General features: G+C 48.6%; 14 protein-coding genes. 4 read left to right on the top strand and 10 right to left on the bottom strand.

Translation table 11 applies throughout. The features are described from left to right. Positions 1–117 precede the first annotated feature (117 nt). Positions 118–2,070, top strand: a complete 1,953-nt coding sequence (locus ACMYR3_RS06525) for a GGDEF domain-containing response regulator (RefSeq protein ID WP_424195668.1) — start codon at positions 118–120, stop codon at positions 2,068–2,070. Between the two features lie 93 nt (positions 2,071–2,163). On the opposite strand, the gene ACMYR3_RS06520 is transcribed toward ACMYR3_RS06525, so the two are convergent. Then, positions 2,164–4,029 carry a putative bifunctional diguanylate cyclase/phosphodiesterase gene (locus ACMYR3_RS06520; protein ID WP_424195666.1) on the bottom strand — a complete coding sequence of 622 codons (1,866 nt, stop codon included), beginning with the start codon at positions 4,027–4,029 and terminating at the stop codon, positions 2,164–2,166. A gap of 248 nt (positions 4,030–4,277) precedes the next feature. Between ACMYR3_RS06520 and purT the strand changes: the two genes are divergently transcribed. After that, positions 4,278–5,495 carry a formate-dependent phosphoribosylglycinamide formyltransferase gene (purT, locus tag ACMYR3_RS06515; RefSeq protein WP_424195664.1) on the top strand — a complete coding sequence of 406 codons (1,218 nt, stop codon included), beginning with the start codon at positions 4,278–4,280 and terminating at the stop codon, positions 5,493–5,495. Positions 5,496–5,660: 165 nt separating this feature from the next. Further along, positions 5,661–6,218 (top strand): hypothetical protein, encoded by a 558-nt coding sequence (locus ACMYR3_RS06510; protein ID WP_424195662.1) that lies wholly within the window; start codon positions 5,661–5,663, stop codon positions 6,216–6,218. Positions 6,219–6,303: 85 nt separating this feature from the next. On the opposite strand, the gene ACMYR3_RS06505 is transcribed toward ACMYR3_RS06510, so the two are convergent. The 9 genes from ACMYR3_RS06505 to flhD all read right to left on the bottom strand — a co-directional run bounded on the left by ACMYR3_RS06505 (position 6,304) and on the right by flhD (position 15,373). Beyond that, complete coding sequence (locus ACMYR3_RS06505) at positions 6,304–8,082, bottom strand: methyl-accepting chemotaxis protein (RefSeq protein ID WP_424195660.1); 1,779 nt, start codon at positions 8,080–8,082, stop codon at positions 6,304–6,306. A 55-nt stretch (positions 8,083–8,137) separates the two neighbouring features. Beyond that, positions 8,138–9,988, bottom strand: a complete 1,851-nt coding sequence (locus tag ACMYR3_RS06500; protein WP_424195658.1) for a chemotaxis protein CheA — start codon at positions 9,986–9,988, stop codon at positions 8,138–8,140. 43 nt (positions 9,989–10,031) lie between these two features. Further along, positions 10,032–10,778 carry a protein phosphatase CheZ gene (locus ACMYR3_RS06495; protein ID WP_424195656.1) on the bottom strand — a complete coding sequence of 249 codons (747 nt, stop codon included), beginning with the start codon at positions 10,776–10,778 and terminating at the stop codon, positions 10,032–10,034. 15 nt (positions 10,779–10,793) lie between these two features. Then, positions 10,794–11,183: a chemotaxis response regulator CheY gene (gene cheY, locus ACMYR3_RS06490; protein WP_424195654.1), complete on the bottom strand. Its 390-nt coding sequence runs from the start codon at positions 11,181–11,183 to the stop codon at positions 10,794–10,796. Further along, positions 11,180–12,124: a chemotaxis protein gene (locus tag ACMYR3_RS06485; protein ID WP_424195652.1), complete on the bottom strand. Its 945-nt coding sequence runs from the start codon at positions 12,122–12,124 to the stop codon at positions 11,180–11,182. The genes cheY and ACMYR3_RS06485 overlap by 4 nt, the downstream gene beginning before the upstream one ends. A 74-nt stretch (positions 12,125–12,198) precedes the next feature. Beyond that, a complete protein-coding gene (motB, locus tag ACMYR3_RS06480; RefSeq protein WP_424195650.1) occupies positions 12,199–13,179 on the bottom strand; it encodes a flagellar motor protein MotB in 981 nt (326 codons plus the stop codon). Positions 13,180–13,191: 12 nt separating this feature from the next. Continuing rightward, positions 13,192–14,043: a flagellar motor stator protein MotA gene (gene motA / locus ACMYR3_RS06475; RefSeq protein WP_424195648.1), complete on the bottom strand. Its 852-nt coding sequence runs from the start codon at positions 14,041–14,043 to the stop codon at positions 13,192–13,194. 379 nt (positions 14,044–14,422) lie between these two features. Next, entirely contained in the window at positions 14,423–15,046 is a 624-nt protein-coding gene (flhC, locus tag ACMYR3_RS06470; protein WP_424195646.1) for a flagellar transcriptional regulator FlhC, read from the bottom strand. Further along, on the bottom strand, positions 15,047–15,373 hold the full coding sequence (gene flhD / locus ACMYR3_RS06465; protein ID WP_424195644.1) for a flagellar transcriptional regulator FlhD: 327 nt from the start codon (positions 15,371–15,373) through the stop codon (positions 15,047–15,049). It lies immediately after the preceding gene. A gap of 245 nt (positions 15,374–15,618) precedes the next feature. On the opposite strand from flhD, the gene ACMYR3_RS06460 reads away from it, so the two are divergent. Next, positions 15,619–16,644 (top strand): GAF domain-containing protein, encoded by a 1,026-nt coding sequence (locus ACMYR3_RS06460; RefSeq protein WP_424195642.1) that lies wholly within the window; start codon positions 15,619–15,621, stop codon positions 16,642–16,644. Positions 16,645–17,103: the final 459 nt, after the last annotated feature.

Here is a 17,103-nt window from a genome sequence, read left to right as displayed (position 1 = left end):
GAAATTAAACAATATAAAACAAACGTTTATTATAAAACTGCAATTTGTAAAGTAGTCCTACAATGTGACCAGAAAAAATAATTTATTGCCATTCCCTTATCTTCTCATTACCTGAATATGGATGTTTCTAGCGTTGACCCGACCAATTTTGTCGAACTGAAAGCTGGTGGTAAATTACCCTCGCCGCGCGGAACGGCGATGGAAATCATTCGCTTGAGCCAATCCGATTCAGTCAGCAATCAACAAATCGCCCGTGTCATTCAGACCGATCCCGCGCTATCCGCCAAACTGATCAAGGCGGCCAATTCGCCCGTTTTGGGCGTCCATCGTCCGGTCGTCGCCATCAATCAGGCCATCATGTTTTTAGGCTTGCCATTGGTGCGTCAGCTGGCACTGGGATTTTCACTAGTCAGTGATTATCAAACTGGTGAGTGCAAACCTTTTGATTACCAGACTTACTGGAGCCAATCGCTCTTTACCGGCATTGCTGCGCAAGTATTGGCTTCGACATTACGAGTTGCGGTGCCTGAAGAGATTTTTATTTGTGGCCTGTTAAGCCAGATTGGCCGCCTGGCGCTGGCCACGCTGCATCCCGAAAAATACGCCGTGGTGCTCACCGAAATGCAAAAGCAGTTCGGCCAACCACTGCCCTCTGAAAAACTGCGCACCATTGAGCAAAAACTGTTTGCCATTGATCACAATACCCTGACCACCGCGATGGTCAGCGACTGGGGGTTTCCGATTATTTTTGCCAAGGCACTTCAATATCAGTATGAACCTGATCACGAAGCCCTCGAGGTCGGCAGCCGCTCGCATACTTTGGCAGTCGCACTGAACCTGGCCTATCGTTTGTCACAACTGGTATTTGCCGATAAAAATGCTCGCACTGCAGCACTGACACCGCTGTTGTTTGATGCCGGTCATTTGGGCATTGAAGCCGATGATCTGGTACGCATTAGCGACAATGTCGTTGCGCTCTGGGAAGAATGGGGTCAAATTCTGAGTTTGGGTACTCATCGGCCTGGCAATATCATTTCGATCCGCACCGACAGTGAACAGAAAAATACACCAGCGGAAGAAGCTGCCAAAGAACCGGAACTGACTGGTGACAGCCGTCCAATAACCAATGAGCCCTTGCGCATTTTGGTCGCCGATGACGATGCCGCTTTGATTGGTGTCGTCAAGAAGCTGCTGCTCAATGAAGGCCATATTGTGGCGACGGCCAAAAATGGCCAGGAAGCGATAGAAACGGCGCTGCAATTCAATCCCGATATGGTGATCACCGACTGGGTGATGCCGCAAGTTGATGGACTGGAATTGACGCACACCCTGCGCCAGACCATGCTGGGTAAAGGCATTTATATTTTGATCATGACCACCTTTGAGGCCGACGACAAACTGGTCGAAGCCTTTAACATGGGTGTGGATGATTATCTGGTCAAACCATTCCCGCCACGCATTCTCAAGGCGCGCCTGGCCGCCGGTAAACGCTTTGTTCAGCAGCAACGTGAAATGCGTCGCGATGTTGAAAATATTCGTAAAGTGGCCAATGAACTGGCCGTCAATAATCGGCAACTACAACAAGCTGCGGTGACTGACACACTCACCGGCTTACCCAATCGTCGCTATGCGATGGATCGCCTTGAACAGGAATGGGCTGCCGCCAAACGCCGCAATAGCCCACTGTCTTTGATCATGATTGACGTGGATAACTTTACACTCATCAACGATCAGTTTGGTCATGCCAGCGGCGACTTGGTGCTTGGTCATATTGGCACCACCTTACGCGCCAAAGCACGTTTGCCCGATGCGGTATGTCGTTATGGCGGTGATGAATTTTTAATTATCTGTCCTGACACCTCACCGGAAGACGCCTTGTTGGCCGCCAAACGGCTACGCAATGAACTGGAAAAAACGCCCTTGCTGGACGAAGGACAGGTCATTCATCCCACACTCAGCCTGGGCTACGCCACAGCTGATTTCGGCAATTCGATTACCGATTTACTAGAACAAGCCGATCAGGCGGTCTATCGTGCCAAGCAAAAAGGGAAGAATAGCATCAGCGCTTAAAATCTGATACTGCATAGGTGTATCAATCAATAATATACCGATCAGGTGCATATTTATTGATCCTGTTTTTTTACTATCCAGGGGTATCTGTCATCAGCCGAGTGCTCGGCCAGGCGATATGGTCGTCGCATGGCTGCCCATGCCATCGTTGACCAGACCCAGTCGGGCCATGGCACTTTCCAGCAATTTGTCTTGATAAGCTTGGGAAGGATTATGTTGGATGATCAGTTCGGTGATCCGATCACTGTCTTGCGGTTTACTGAAGTAATAGCCCTGCACGCGATCACAACCAATCAGATTCAAAAAATCCAACTGGCGGGTATTTTCAACGCCCTCTGCCAATACGGTTAAACGCAGTGCCCGTGCCAAAGCAGCAACCGCACGCACAATCGCCGCGTTATCCACATCGCTATCGACATCGCGCACAAATGCCTTGTCGATCTTGAGAATATCAATCGGAAATTTCTTCAGATAAGCAAGTGATGAATAGCCTGTACCAAAGTCATCAATTGAAATTTTAATTCCTAAAGATTTCAATGTTTTCAGTTTGGCAATGGTTGAAGGCGCATCCTGCATTGCTACCGTTTCGGTGATTTCAATTTCCAGTGTATGCGGATCAATGCCGCTAATACGAATCGCCTCCTTGACTTGTGCCACCAAGCCAGGATGACGGAACTGGCTGGCTGAAAAATTAATCGCCACGGTCAAATCAGTGAAACCCATATCGTGCCATTGCTTGGCTTGCTTGCAGGCGGTCAGCAAGACCCAACGACCAATCTCGATAATGAAACCCGAGTCATCTGCTATCGGAATAAACTCATCGGGGGATACCATACCCAGCTCCCGTTGATTCCAGCGCAACAGGGCTTCCGCACCGATAAAGCGCTTGCTCGCGGTACAGACAATCGGCTGATAACAAAGCGACAACTCACCCCGCACCAGCGCATGACGCAAGGCGGTTTCCAATACCACCTTACGGTTTACTTCCTGACGATTTTCAGGACGGAAAAATTGAATCCCGTGCGGCGTATTGCGCTTGGCCACAAACATGGCCGACTCGGCATTTTTCAGCAGATTGACAATATTGTCGTCGGTTTGCGTAATAAAACTCACACCGACCGTAAAGGTAAAAAAGAATTCGTATTGATCAACAATACAGGCCTTCTCAAAACGTTGCTGAATTGAATAAATAAAGGATTCAACTTCGGACTCGTCATCCACCTCGGACAGCATGATCGCAAATTTGTCTTCACCAATGCGTGCCAAGGGATGTTCGCCAACCAATTCTTTGAGACGTAAGGCAATGATCTGCAAAAACTGATCACCCACGGTATGACCAAAGGCATCATTGACGCGCATAAACCGGTCAACATCAAAATAAAGCAAAGCAGCGCGCATGACGACTGGTCGTGTAGCGGGCGCAGTCACTGCTGCGAGTCGGCTGGTACCACCGTACTTGCTTTGCAATAGCTTGCTGACCCATTCACAAAATAAATTACGATTGGGCAAGCCCGTCAAGTCATCGTAATGAATCATCAAATCAGCACGATGCTGAACTCGTATCAACCCTCTTAATGACTCACTATGACTCAGTTCGCGCTCAACCACGGTCTGCAACCGTGGTTGATTTTGATGCTCAAGATAATCACGGGCACCCTGGCGCATGGCACTGATGGCTTGTGCCTCGTCATATTGATTCGTCACCACCACCATCGATAGCACCGAGTCATGATCGCTGACAATTTCCATGACACAATGCCAGCCACATTCGGCCACCCGCTCACCGCAGATCACCAAACGCCATGACTGGCTCGGCAGGACCGACTTAACTTGTTCAGAATTCGCAGCCCAGGCAAAATGGGCAAAAGGCAAACGCGCAGTCAAATAGTTCATCATCGCGAGCGCATCAGACTCACTGGATAAAACAATCAGAATTGGCGTTTGAAATGAATCACTCATGGGACACAATAAGAACTACATACTGGCAATATCCAGCTAATAGATTTATCGGTTAACTAGGCGAATACTAAAATTATGCAATACCCTGTTACAAATAACAGGTTTGATAGTAACTGCAAATTTAACAATGTGCTATCGCGTTCAATGAACTTTCAACAGCATCATTACATTTTCCTGGCACTGGCTTCACTCGGCTTAAAATACTGGCTCAGCGTCTTTACACATCAACTGACTCTTTAGGAAATCGCATGCCTGCTTTCAATCGACAACATCCTGTTCTTGGTACCCCGCTCTCAGCGACGGCTGTCAAAGTCATGCTGCTCGGCTCTGGAGAGCTCGGTAAGGAAGTCGTCATTTCATTGCAACGTCTGGGTATTGAAGTCATTGCAGTCGATCGCTATGCCAATGCGCCTGCACAGCAGGTGGCGCATCGTGCCCATGTGATTGACATGACCAATCCTGTCGCGCTCAAGGCCTTGATTGAACAGGAGCAACCCGATCTGGTCGTGCCTGAAATTGAAGCGATTGCCACTCAGGCTCTGGTCGAGCTGGAACAGGCTGGCAAAGTCACTGTCGTACCAACGGCCCGTGCCGCTTATCTGACCATGAATCGCGAAGGCATCCGCACCGTTGCTGCCGAGCAGCTCAAGTTGCCCACGTCAGCCTATCGCTTTGCCAATACCCGTGAAGAATTACACGAGGCCGCGCAGGCCGTCGGCTTTCCCTGCTTTGTCAAACCGATCATGTCATCAAGTGGCAAAGGCCAATCCAAAGTTGATAGCATTGCCGAGATTGATGCAGCCTGGGATTACGCCGCCACAGGTGGACGAGTGGATATGCAACGCGTCATCGTCGAAGGCATGATTGACTTTGATTATGAAATTACGCAATTAACTGTACGCGCACTCAATGCCGATGGACAGATTCAAACCTACTTCTGCGAGCCGATCGGACATGTACAAGTCAAGGGCGATTATGTAGAAAGCTGGCAACCACAGCCGATGAGTCATCAGGCCCTGGCCAGTACAAGGCAGATTGCCGATGCCATCACCACCGAATTGGGTGGACTTGGTATTTTTGGCGTCGAACTATTTATCAAAGGGGATCAGGTCTGGTTTTCAGAAGTCAGCCCACGCCCACACGATACCGGTCTGGTCACACTAGCCAGCCAAATACAAAGTGAATTTGAATTACACGCCAAAGCCATTCTTGGACTACCGGTGGATACCAGTCTGAAAAGCCCGGCCGCTTCGGCCGTCATCTACGGTGGCCAGGATGCCCAAGCGCTGTCCTATCAGGGTGTCCGTAATGCACTGGCCATTCCTGGCACCGACATCCGTCTGTTTGGCAAGCCGGAGTCATTTGTGCGTCGTCGCATGGGGGTGGCGCTGGCGACTGCCAGCAATACCGATGAAGCCCGCGTCAAAGCAAAAGCAGCAGCAGCAGCGGTCAAACCCATTGCCTGATAGCCAACTTTGCTCGCATTTGCAACACAAAAATCTTAGAAAGCTTACACAAAACTGAATAAACTCTCCAGAGCGGCAATAGTTGGCGTCTTTCTCAAAATGCTTCGGCTAGCATGAGTCAATATTAAAAAGACACATTCTTTAAATTTTGCTCTGGAGACATTCATGTTAGCAACGCTTTACCAAAAAACCGATAAGGGACGCGAAGAAATCGCAACACGCAAACATCAGATTGACAGCCGATTGCGGCCTCTGCTGGTGACCATCAATGGTACGGCCAACACCAATGAGCTACTGGCACGCTTTGCCGGTAATGGCATGGATGAAGAATGCTTTTTTTACCTGGAAGCAGAAGGTTTCATTGAGGTGCTGCAACCTGCAGAAACGAGTGCAGTCAATCCACCAAAGGCAAGCAAATCGGCCGCTCAGGCGATACCATCGGAAGCAGCGGATGAACCCGTCAAAGTAATACCTGCCACACAGCAAACCAGTGATGTCAGCAGCTACGAACAAATTACCGAGTATTACAGCAAGACCATCAAGGATCAGTTGGGTCTAAAGGGTGTTTTTTTGCAGATCAAGGTTGAAAAGGCGATGAATATTGAACAGCTGGCGGCTTTACGTGATGATTACTACAAGGCAATTTACAAGTCCAAGGGGGAAATTTTGGCCCAGGCGCTGGTGATGCGGCTCGACCAGTTACTGGAAAGCCAGACTGTATAGCGATGACATCCAAGTATTAGACTCAATAAAAAAGGCCCGACAGTTTATTCTGCCGGGCCTTTTTTATTGCTTTTGATTCTGATTACTAGCTCATCAGGAGTTCGGGTTTCAGACCAAGTCTGATCGATCCCCAATGACGATTACCAATCATGATGGGCATGGACAGATCATTCATCATCTCGCCCGTATCGCGCTGATAAGTCTGCAGTAAATAGGCATTCATACTGTTGGCACCACGTAGGCAGATGGCATCATTAAAAATGCGTTTATGACGGCTGAAGAGCAAGTCCTGACGCGCATCACCACACTGTGTTCGTGAACAGGCACTGATATGAGCCGGCGCATAGCCGTTTTTATCAACACACAAGGCAAAGGCCATACCCGAATTTTGAGCAACCATCTCATCAAATATTGAAGTTAGGGAACGATCAATCTTGTCATCATAACTGGTGCGATATTTAGGTGGATTACTGTTGGCAATCGATTGATAGTTCTGGTCAAAAATATTGGCGCCCGACTTCTCAGCCTTTTCAATAATTTCTGCACAACGGTCACGATAGGTCATGGCCATTTCAATCACACGCTCAAACGAACCTTGACCAGTACGGATTGCTGCAATTTCTTCCTGAACTTTGTCAGCCTCGTGAGTCAACAGATTGACACGTTCATCGGCGGTTTTCATCTTGTCGACAAAAGTCTGTGAGAGTCGGCGAATCTGGCTGACACCTTGATGAATCTCGCCATTCACATCAGTCACCTGATCAATCAATGTGGCCACGCTACCGATCTGAGCCGACATCGAAGAAAAATCACTGACCATCACTTCAAAGTGTGTCGACGCCTTCTGAATGACATTACGCGAAGCCACCACCTGACCTTCAATTAACTCAGTCTCTTTGCGGGTATGACTCACGGTATCCTGCATGCCCAAAATCGAGTCAGAAATTTCAGCCGTTGCTTTTTTAACGTTTTCAGCCAGGCTGCGCACTTGATCAGCTACCACGGCAAAACCACGCCCTGCTTCACCGGCACGGGCTGCTTCAATGGCCGCGTTAAGCGCCAGCAGATTGGTCTGGTCAGAAATATTATTAATCAGACTCACTACCGATTCAATCGACTGCGAGCTGTCATGCAGACGGACTACCGTATTTTGCAAATCAGACAGTTTTACTTGCACCTGCTGAATCTGTGCCGCAACGCCGGTCATTTCCTTGGCAGAATTTTGTGCAACGCCTAAATGATTGGTTGTGGCAATTTGCAAGCTTTTTGAATAATCATGCAGCTCACCCAAGGCCTGTTGCGCTTTGTCGCTCGATGAGAAAATGGCAACCGTCAATTCATCTTGCTCCTTGGCCAGTTGGCCTGACTGACGAATGCCCGCTGAAGTATGTGCAGCTTCAAGTGCCACCTTGACACTCATCTGACGAATCTTGTCAATCATCCGGCGGGTTTTAGTCAAGAAGCGATTATGGTAATTGCTGACACCACCAACCACGCCGTCGACCACAGGCAAATCAGCACGCATATCATCTTCGCCCATTTCAGCATGATGCTCAATCACCGACATGAGCGCCAGTACCGGCTTGATCATGACCTGCCAGCACACAACAATGAGTACCGACAAACTGATCAAATAAAACCAGGCCAGGCCTTGTGCCCACCCCCATCCAGACGCTACTTGTGCGGCAGCATCATCACTGGGCAGCACATAGCAGCGCAACAGGGCAATTACAGTTGGCAGCAATAGCACACTACCGACTGCCATGACTAAAAACAATTTTCCCCTCGCGGCTTGATTGATAGGTTGACTATGATTGTCATGAGCAGTGGTCTGCTCTTGTATCAGGGAAGTATGGTTCATCATGTCTCTTTCATATTTTTATCAGACATCAATTTGTTCGTCTGAAGGTTAAGGTCTGTTACAGCCATCCTTGCAATAATTCATTCAACTCCAACACCAGTACCAACACCCCTTCTCCAGAGAGTGTGGCACCTGCAACACCTTTGGGCTTGAGGCCTTCCAGTGGTTTGATCATCACTTCGTCCTGGCCAACCATACTATCCACGCCGAGAATGAATGATCGATCACCCGACACAATCACAATCCCAAGTGGTGCCATACCCGCAGCGCGAGGCTTACCAAGTAATGCGGCCAGATCAAGAATTGGCAACACAGTACCGCGCACAATAATGTTGGGGGTACCTGACACACTTTGAATCTGTGATTCATTGAGTGAAATAATTTCACGTACCGATGACAGCGGTAACGCATAGGTCTGCTCTGCCTGCTTGAGCATCAGCACCGGCAAAATTGCCAGCGTCAATGGCAAAGAGATAATGATGCGTGAACCACGACCTGGCTCAGACAGCAGATCAATGCGACCCTTGAGCTTGGTAATATTGGTTTTCACCACATCCATGCCAACACCACGACCAGATACATCGCTGATCTGATCTTTGGTTGAAAAGCCTGGCAGAAAAATGAGTTGCAAACTCTTTCTGGCATCCAGTGTCGAGACTTCCTCTTGCGAAATCAGTCCCTTCTCAAAGGCCTTCTGACGAATCACATCCGGGTTCATACCTTTGCCATCATCGGTAATCTCGATGATGATGTGATCCCCCTCTTGTCTGGCTGACAATTTGATCGTGCCGCGTGATGGTTTGCCGGCCGCAATCCGATCAACCGGATTTTCAATACCGTGATCCACCGAGTTACGCACAATATGCACCAGTGGGTCGTTGAGCTCATCCAGAATGGTTTTATCCACTTCGGTTTCAGCACCTTCCAGTACCAGGTCAACGTCCTTACCCAATTGGCGCGACAAGTCACGCGCCAGTCGTTGATATTTCTGAAACACCCGACCAACCGGCTGCATCCGCGCCTTCATGACTGAGGTCTGCAAATCACCAACCAGCATGTCGAGCTGACCGATCACATGATCCAGCGTCTTGAGTGTGGACTCATCATCATTGCCACGAATCAGCGCATCACGCAAACAGGCAATCCGGTTTTTAGTGAGACCGATTTCACCGGACAAATTAAGAATCTGATCGAAGCGCGCCGTCTCAACCCGGATGGAACTTTCTTTCACCGGCTGTGAGCTGGCTGGCAGATTGACTTTAGGTTCGTAAGGCTTGGCAGTACTGAATACTTTCTTGGGTTTGGCTTCTTCTGTTGCTGCAACAGTGTCAGAAGCCGGCGCTGATGAAGCAGTGGGTTCGGTACCCAACAGTTCATGGTAAAGCGCATCCCAATCCACGGCATCCTCCTCACCGGCCGACCTGACAGGTGCAGTGCTGGCGGTATCAGCAGCGGGTACATCTGCCTGTTGTGCAGCAGGTGCTGCGGGTGCAGGTTTGACAATCGCTGCCACACCTTCATTCAGGCAGGCATCCAGTGCATCCAGCAACTCTTGTGGGGCTGCGGTTGGCTTGGTGTTATTGCCCATCTCGCCAAACATGCGACGAACTTCGCCCGTTGCAGCCAAAACAATATCAAGCAGCTCTGGCGTGAGTTGCATCTTGTCTGAGCGTAAACGGTCAAACACGTTTTCAGTTCGATGACACAGGTTGACCAGATGCGTCGCTTCAAGAAAGCCACCACCACCCTTAATAGTATGGAATCCACGGAACACGGTATTGAGCAGCGCTTTATCGTCAGACTGATATTCAAGCGCGACCAACCCATTGTCGACATCATCAAGAAGCTCTCCTGCTTCACTGAGAAAGTCGGTCAATAGATCCTGGAATTCTGAAAAATCATCGCTCATTGAGTTGCCTATTCTGTTTTATTTGTTAACTGTCTCGAGAAGATCAGAAACCCAGACTTTCCAGCAGATCGTCCACTTGAGACTGATTGGCCACCACATCATCACGTTCATGATGGTTATGGATGGGGCCTTCCAGGCCAAAATCATCGCTACGTTTTTCAGGTGGACTGGCATCCAACAGCAGATGTACCAGTTGATCCTCAAGAGTTTTGGCGATCTTGACGATCTTGTTGATCATCTGGCCCGTTAAATCATGAAAATCCTGCGCCATCATAATTTCGGTAAACAGCCCCGAAGTTTTCTGAGCAGAGCCATTCACAACCTTCATAAAATCACGCGATTCATGAGCCAGCTTTTTGAAGTCATCGACCGACAGATGACCTGCAAACAGCTTGTCCCAATCAGCAGCCAATTTGTCTGACTTGGCTTGCAACACATCTTGTTCGGTCTGACCTTTTTCAACACAGGACAGCGTCGTTTCAGCTGCCTTGCCAGTCAGATTGGCAATATAGGCCAAGCGATCTTGCGCATCTGGTAATGAATGTACGGCCGTCTCAACGCTTTTGTCGTAACCCAACTCACGCAAAGCGTCATGCAAACTGCGGGTCAGGTGACCGATCCGGTTGAAAATATCATAAGCTTCACCGTCACCCTCTTCACCTTCTGCAACAGCCGATGAGCTGGCTTGCGCGGCTTCTGCTGCGACGGGTGTTTCTGTCGTAGTAACAGCACGTTGTTCTGAAATTTGATCAAACAACGCTTCCAAATCTTCTTCTTGATTGACACTCATGGTTTGCCCCTGTCGTTAAGCCGTTTGCAGCTTGGCGAGAATTTTGTTGAGTTTTTCTTCGAAGGTCACCTTGGTAAAAGGTTTGACAATATAGCCAGATGCACCCAATTGCGCTGCATTGACAATATCCTCCTTCTTCGCTTCAGCGGTCACCATCAGCACCGGCAATGACTTGATGGAAGGTTCGGCGCGAATGGCCGCAAGCAGCTCAAAGCCGGTCATATTGGGCATATTGATGTCGGAGACAACAAAATCAAAACCACCACCCTTTAATTTACCTAATGCCACGGCGCCATCTTCGGCTTCGTCAACATTGTTGTAACCCAGCTCCTTGAGCAGGTTTCGAACGATTCGACGCATCGTCGAAAAATCGTCCACCACCAAAATTTTCATATTTGTGCTCATGCCATTTCCTTGACGTTGTTCAACATTCCTTTGATGGTTCCAGCCAATTCTTCAGGTTGGAACTTAGCCACATAAGCATCCACGCCAACTTGTTGACCCAGTTTTTTATTGGCAATTGAAGACAGTGATGAGTGCATCACCACCGGAATACCTTCAAAGCGTGAATCACTCTTAATATTTTTGGTCAGTACATAGCCATCCATTTCTGGCATTTCGGCATCAACCAGAATCAGCCCGACTTTGGAACGTACAGTTTCTTTTTGTTCGCTCAAGCGATCAGCGATTGCTCTGAGTTTTTCCCAGGCTTCACGACCATTGTTAGCGGATTGATGCGGCAAATTGAGTTGCTCAAGCACTTCAGAAATTTTCTTGCGAGCCAGTTGAGAATCATCGGCAAAAAAGACACTGGCTGGATTCTCAGCAGCGATTGGTTCAATCTTGGGCGTCACTTCTTCGCCAATCACATCAGACAAAATCTGCTCAACATCCAGAATTGAAACCAGACGACCACCGGGCAGTTCAGTCAGGGCGGTGATCTTGGCACCATTAAAACCGGAGACCGACTGGGGTGATTTCACCTGATCCCAATCGACTCGTACGATACGATCAACTTCGGCCACCAGAAATGCCTGGGTATGGCCTGAAAATTCGGTGATGATCAGCTTGGTTTTGGGCGTTTCAGCCGACATGCCCAGACATTCAGCCAGATCCAGTACTGGCAGGATACTGCCACGCAAAGAAATGATACCTTCCACACCCGCTGGCATATTGGGCGTCTTGGTGATAGGAATAGTCTCGCAGACCTCCCTCACCTTAAACACGTTGATGCCGAAAATTTCGCGTCCTCCCAGAGAGAACAGCAATAGCTCCATCTTGTTGGAACCCGCTAAGCGGGTTTTTTCGTCGATCATGTTCATCAGTTCTGGTTTTGTTGTTGACATCACAGGCTCCAATTAGTCGGGTTGATCTGGTTTTCGGTAAAGTCCATATCGGTAAGCATTGTTAAAGTCTTTAATTAATGTGTACTCGGTACTGCAATTGGCGCGGAATTTTTCTCATTTCCAGGGCTGTCCATCATCTGAATCGACTCACCGGCATCCTCAGGAGTGGATACATCAACAGGCACCCCATCATTGAGAATGGTTTCTTCCGCCCGTTTATTCATCACAATGATGGAAATTCGGCGATTGGATGCATCCAATGGATCGTCTTTTTTGAAGGGCACCGATGAAGCCAGGCCCAGTACACGAATGATTTTGTTATCTGCCAAACCAGCCGCCACCATTTCACGGCGACAGGCATTGGCTCGATCAGCGGACAGCTCCCAGTTGCTATAGCCACGCTCACCCGATGAAAACGGTGCCGAATCGGTATGGCCAGAAATAGCAATCCGGTTGTCCACATCATTTAAGGCGCGCGCAATTTCCTTCAAAATTTCACGGGTGTAATCTTTCATGGCCGCTTTACCTGAATCAAACATGGCGCGGTTTTGCTCATCCACAATCTGAATCCTCAAACCCTCGTTGGTAATATCCATACGAATCTGATCCTTGAACTGTTGCAGCTTGATCGAGCTATCGATCAGACTTTCAATCTTGACTTTCAAACCTTCCAGCATTTCTTTCTCTTTACGTTCCAATTCGGCCTTGGCCGCTTGAAAGTTAATGGTTTTACGGCTCTTGGGTGCATTACTGTTTTTGACCTGACCATTGGAACGAGTCAAATCCTTACCGCCCCCCTGAATCACACTGGAACTGTCGCCCGAACCCGAACCACCTGCCATCGCTACCTTGAGTGGTGTATTGAAGTAGTCCGAAATCCCTTGCAGATCCCCTTTGGTCGTCGAACCCAGCAACCACATCAACAAAAAGAACGCCATCATCGCCGTCACAAAGTCGGCATAAGCAATCTTCCAGGCACCACCGTGATGTCCACCACCGCTGACCTTTTTGATCTTTTTGACAATAATTGGGGCTTCGCCCTTGTTGTCGGCCATAAAACTGTTTCCTTATTTTTTCTTGACGTGTTCTTCCAGCTCGGAAAAGCTTGGACGATCTGCTGAATACAAAACCTTGCGGCCAAATTCGACTGCCAGTGCGGGCGAATAACCGTGCAAGCTGGCCATCAACGTGACTTTCACGCATTCAAACTGTTTACTTTCCTCTTCGGCCTTTTGGCCTAACAAGACAGCCAGTGGTCCAACAATCCCGTAGGCCAGCAAAATACCCAGAAAGGTTCCCACCAGCGCGGCACCAATCATGCCGCCCAAAATCGGTGGAGGTTGCCCCACCGATCCCATCACGTGCACCACGCCCATCACCGCAGCCACAATCCCGAAAGCCGGCAGGCCATCGGCCATGCCTTGAACTGCATGCCCTGGTACGGCACCTTCATGATGATGGGTATCGAGTTCACCATTCATCAAATCTTCAATTTCCATCGGGTTCAAATTGCCGCTCACCATCAGTCGCAGATAGTCGGTAAGGAATTCAATCAGATGATGGTCAGAAACAATCTCTGGATATTTGGTGAAAACCGGGCTCTTTTCTGGCTCTTCAATATCACCTTCAATCGACATCAAACCTTCTTTACGAATTTTGTTGAGCATGTCAAACAAAAGCGCCATCAGGGACATATAACGCGCCTTGGTAAATCTTGAACCTTTAAAGCAGGTTGGCAATGCGGCCAAAGTGGCTTTGAGTGTTTTGGGCGTGTTACTCACAATAAAGGCGCCCACTGAAGCGCCACCAATCGAGAGCAATTCGGTTGGTTGCATCAAAGCGCCCAGATGGCCACCATGCAAGGCATAACCACCAATCACACAACCCAAAATAACAACGTATCCAATAATGACAAACATGAGCTATCCAAATAATTCAGAGGTGAACGTTTTTAATTGCTTCTGAGTGCATTCATTAAAGTGGCTGCTTGGTCTTTGCACTGATTTGATCTTGTTCCGTGGATCTCTCTGCACGGATCTCATTGCTTGACTCACTGCTTGAATGACGGCACTGCATAGGTACTAGATTAGTGGCTCGTCATTTTTTTTATCGCTTGATAAAGCTGGATTTATGGCATCTATTCAGGCATTCAAATAAATACTCCCATACTGTATTTTTATGGAGACAATATAAATGCACTTAACAAGCCAAATAAACCATATACTGGTCAAAAGTCAATAAAAAAGGGCTCCATAAGGAGCCCAAGATCGCACAACAGGAGGGTAAAACAGGGGAAGGCTAAGCGTCGATGGTTGCCGCTTCGTCTTCAAATTCTTCCGCAGCCAGGGATTCAGCTTCGGCTTCGTGTTCAGCAATTTCGGCAAAATGGCGGGACTTGCCAGCGCGCGATGGCATATCGCACAAACCGCAAACATAGTCATCAACCAGTTCAAAGGTATGCACCACATATTGACCACCACAGCAGGTGCAAGGTGTCATGGTCATCATGCCGGCATCAAAAAACTTGACCAGGCGCCAGGCGCGGGTGATCGACAGCACTTCCGGCAGCGCCAGGCCGGTCACACGTTCTTTATAAAGCTTGTAGGAACGGATGATGGCGTCAATGTCTTCAATATCAGCCGACTTGATCAGGTACTGATAAATATTCATGAACAGTGATGAATGAATATTGGGTTGCCAGGTCATGAACCAGTCGGTTGAAAAAGGCAGCATGCCTTTGGGAGGCGATTTCTGCTTGATTTCCTTGTAGAGCTTGAGCAGGCGTTCACGGGAGAGTGTCGTTTCGGATTCCAGTACCTGTAAACGGGCATCCAGTCGAATCAGCTCTTCAGCAAGCTTGACCTGCTCTGCATCGTTGAGGATGCTCTTTTTAGTGACCTTTTTAGCTTGAATCTCGCTCATTTAGGCCACCTCTGCGCTTTGACCGGCCATGATGATGGCGGCATGCAAGCCACTGGCAGCAGCAGCAGAACCTTTTTCTTTGGCGTGGTTGGTCAACAGTTTCCAGACCACGTCATCGTCAAAGCGGAAACGGCACATGAGGTTATTGGTGGAAGCAATTTTGATCAACTGGGAAGTCGACAGATTTTCAATGATGTCTGCTACTTCTTCCGACAGGCCCAAACGGAACAGGGCTTCGGCACGGTCTTCAGCGATCAGGCGCTGAGCCAGTACCAGGTAGGAAAGATTGGTTTCTCTGATTTCGTCGATCAAACGTTCTGCTTTCATAATTCCTCCAGTGCGGTAACTCAAACTTCAAAATGTTTTTTAAGGTTTCGAGATCTGCTGCTTATGTGCAGCTCCCTTAAGACGTATAGTCGACTATCCAGACAAAAACTTGAATTGGAAGACGCCTATGCTTGCTGTAAGGTCGGCATCTGACATGAAATAGGAAAACTTCCTACATGCCGTAAGGACTCCTCTGCTGATGAAAATCCGAAGGGATAGGAAAAGAAGCACATAAAAGTGCAGACATGAATAGTTATCCGAAGGCTGCTTATGGCATCATTCAATATTGTCTGACTGCACTGGCTTTTTCCACCATGACCCACCCTTTTGATCAAGACCCATTACTGTTTCCACCGGTTGATGCGCACCACGATCAGCATGCCAACCAGGAAAAAACCACGCTATCGTTGGACGTCTTTCCCGATATCGTATTTCGGATTGCCCGCGATGGCACCATCACCAATTGCCACGTCCCGCCAGGGCTGGAATACTTTCCACGCCGTGAAATCCTGGGGCGCAATATCCGCAACCTGCCCATCCTCAATGAAGACCTGCCTGCCTTCTGGAGTGCGATTGATACCACTTTCAATACCCACCAGACTCAGGTAGTGGAATACCGATTGCGCGAAGGCAGCCAGATCCATCACTTTGAAGCACATCTGCTCAAAGCCAATCCCAACGAGATTGTGGTCAGTTCGCGCGAAATCAGTAACCGGAAAAAGCAGGAAAAAGTGCTGCGTGAAACCGAAGCACGGGTACGCATATTGAGTATGGTTGAAGAAATCGTGCGCTCCGACGCTGCCGGTACCGTCTTGCTCAATACCGCACTCAAGCTATTAAAGACCGAATTTCCGGGCTGCCGCGTCTTGTATGCCACCATCAATATGCAACAGGCCTTGCAAGTCACTCACTGTATTACTGCCCCGCCCATGCGCAATCTGCAAGGCGTGACCTTATCGCCCGAAGATACGGCCGAATTCATGAAGATGTTTGAAAATGGTGGCATCTTTGCACGCAGTGATTTACGCATCAGCCTCAACGAGCGGCCATCATGGGTACAAAACATGGTGCGCGACTATGAAACCGTTTCCATTTTGGCCGCAGCACTCAATCTGGCTGGTGGACTGGAAGGCATCATCGCCATTCATTGCCCACAACCCCGGGACTGGACCGATCACGAAATGCTGTTATTACGTGATGCGTCGGTATCGCTCTCTTTACTGATTGCGCGGATTGAACAAGAAGAGCAGATCAAATCTGGTTTGTTATAAATAGGGCTTCAGTCCTAGCGGTTTAAACGCGCCACACGCTCATTTGGCACATCAGTTCATAGATATGAGCTGATGTGCCCTTCCCCCGCATCAAAACCTCTCTTTAGTCTTCTGTACGCCGCCAATTCATTTGGCATCGTGTATCCCAATCAAAAAAACGCTGTGATTACGTCCTGTGATTGCTAAACCTGAGCGTTTTTTTCCAGAAATTTAAGGCGTCAATCATCTTCATTTAATTGAGCGTGAATTTGTCACAGCTTGGCTTGCCACAGCAAAAAAATATTCAAGATATTCCCCCAGCCACCGTAAATGAGTCATGGACTGACTACTACGGCAGACAGCAAACAAGTAGCCTGGACAAGGTAGCAGATCCTGAAGTCACTATAAAAGATATATACGCAAGACCGAGCTGATAGGCAGCAAGGCTTGCAGACCGAAGCAGCGATGCTGAGGATTTAA

This window comes from Ampullimonas aquatilis, assembly GCF_049675895.1.
GTDB classification, from domain to species: domain Bacteria; phylum Pseudomonadota; class Gammaproteobacteria; order Burkholderiales; family Burkholderiaceae_D; genus Ampullimonas; species Ampullimonas aquatilis.
Note: the sequence above shows the minus strand (reverse complement) of the source record. Positions and strands in the feature narration are given on the sequence as shown.

Coding starts and splice junctions, on each gene's coding strand:
- ACMYR3_RS06525 (WP_424195668.1), top strand. CDS start 118: ATGGATGTTTCTAGCGTTGACCCGACCAATTTTGTCGAACTGAAAGCT.
- ACMYR3_RS06520 (WP_424195666.1), bottom strand. CDS start 4,029: ATGAGTGATTCATTTCAAACGCCAATTCTGATTGTTTTATCCAGTGAG.
- purT (WP_424195664.1), top strand. CDS start 4,278: ATGCCTGCTTTCAATCGACAACATCCTGTTCTTGGTACCCCGCTCTCA.
- ACMYR3_RS06510 (WP_424195662.1), top strand. CDS start 5,661: ATGTTAGCAACGCTTTACCAAAAAACCGATAAGGGACGCGAAGAAATC.
- ACMYR3_RS06505 (WP_424195660.1), bottom strand. CDS start 8,082: ATGATGAACCATACTTCCCTGATACAAGAGCAGACCACTGCTCATGAC.
- ACMYR3_RS06500 (WP_424195658.1), bottom strand. CDS start 9,988: ATGAGCGATGATTTTTCAGAATTCCAGGATCTATTGACCGACTTTCTC.
- ACMYR3_RS06495 (WP_424195656.1), bottom strand. CDS start 10,778: ATGAGTGTCAATCAAGAAGAAGATTTGGAAGCGTTGTTTGATCAAATT.
- cheY (WP_424195654.1), bottom strand. CDS start 11,183: ATGAGCACAAATATGAAAATTTTGGTGGTGGACGATTTTTCGACGATG.
- ACMYR3_RS06485 (WP_424195652.1), bottom strand. CDS start 12,124: ATGTCAACAACAAAACCAGAACTGATGAACATGATCGACGAAAAAACC.
- motB (WP_424195650.1), bottom strand. CDS start 13,179: ATGGCCGACAACAAGGGCGAAGCCCCAATTATTGTCAAAAAGATCAAA.
- motA (WP_424195648.1), bottom strand. CDS start 14,043: ATGTTTGTCATTATTGGATACGTTGTTATTTTGGGTTGTGTGATTGGT.
- flhC (WP_424195646.1), bottom strand. CDS start 15,046: ATGAGCGAGATTCAAGCTAAAAAGGTCACTAAAAAGAGCATCCTCAAC.
- flhD (WP_424195644.1), bottom strand. CDS start 15,373: ATGAAAGCAGAACGTTTGATCGACGAAATCAGAGAAACCAATCTTTCC.
- ACMYR3_RS06460 (WP_424195642.1), top strand. CDS start 15,619: ATGAATAGTTATCCGAAGGCTGCTTATGGCATCATTCAATATTGTCTG.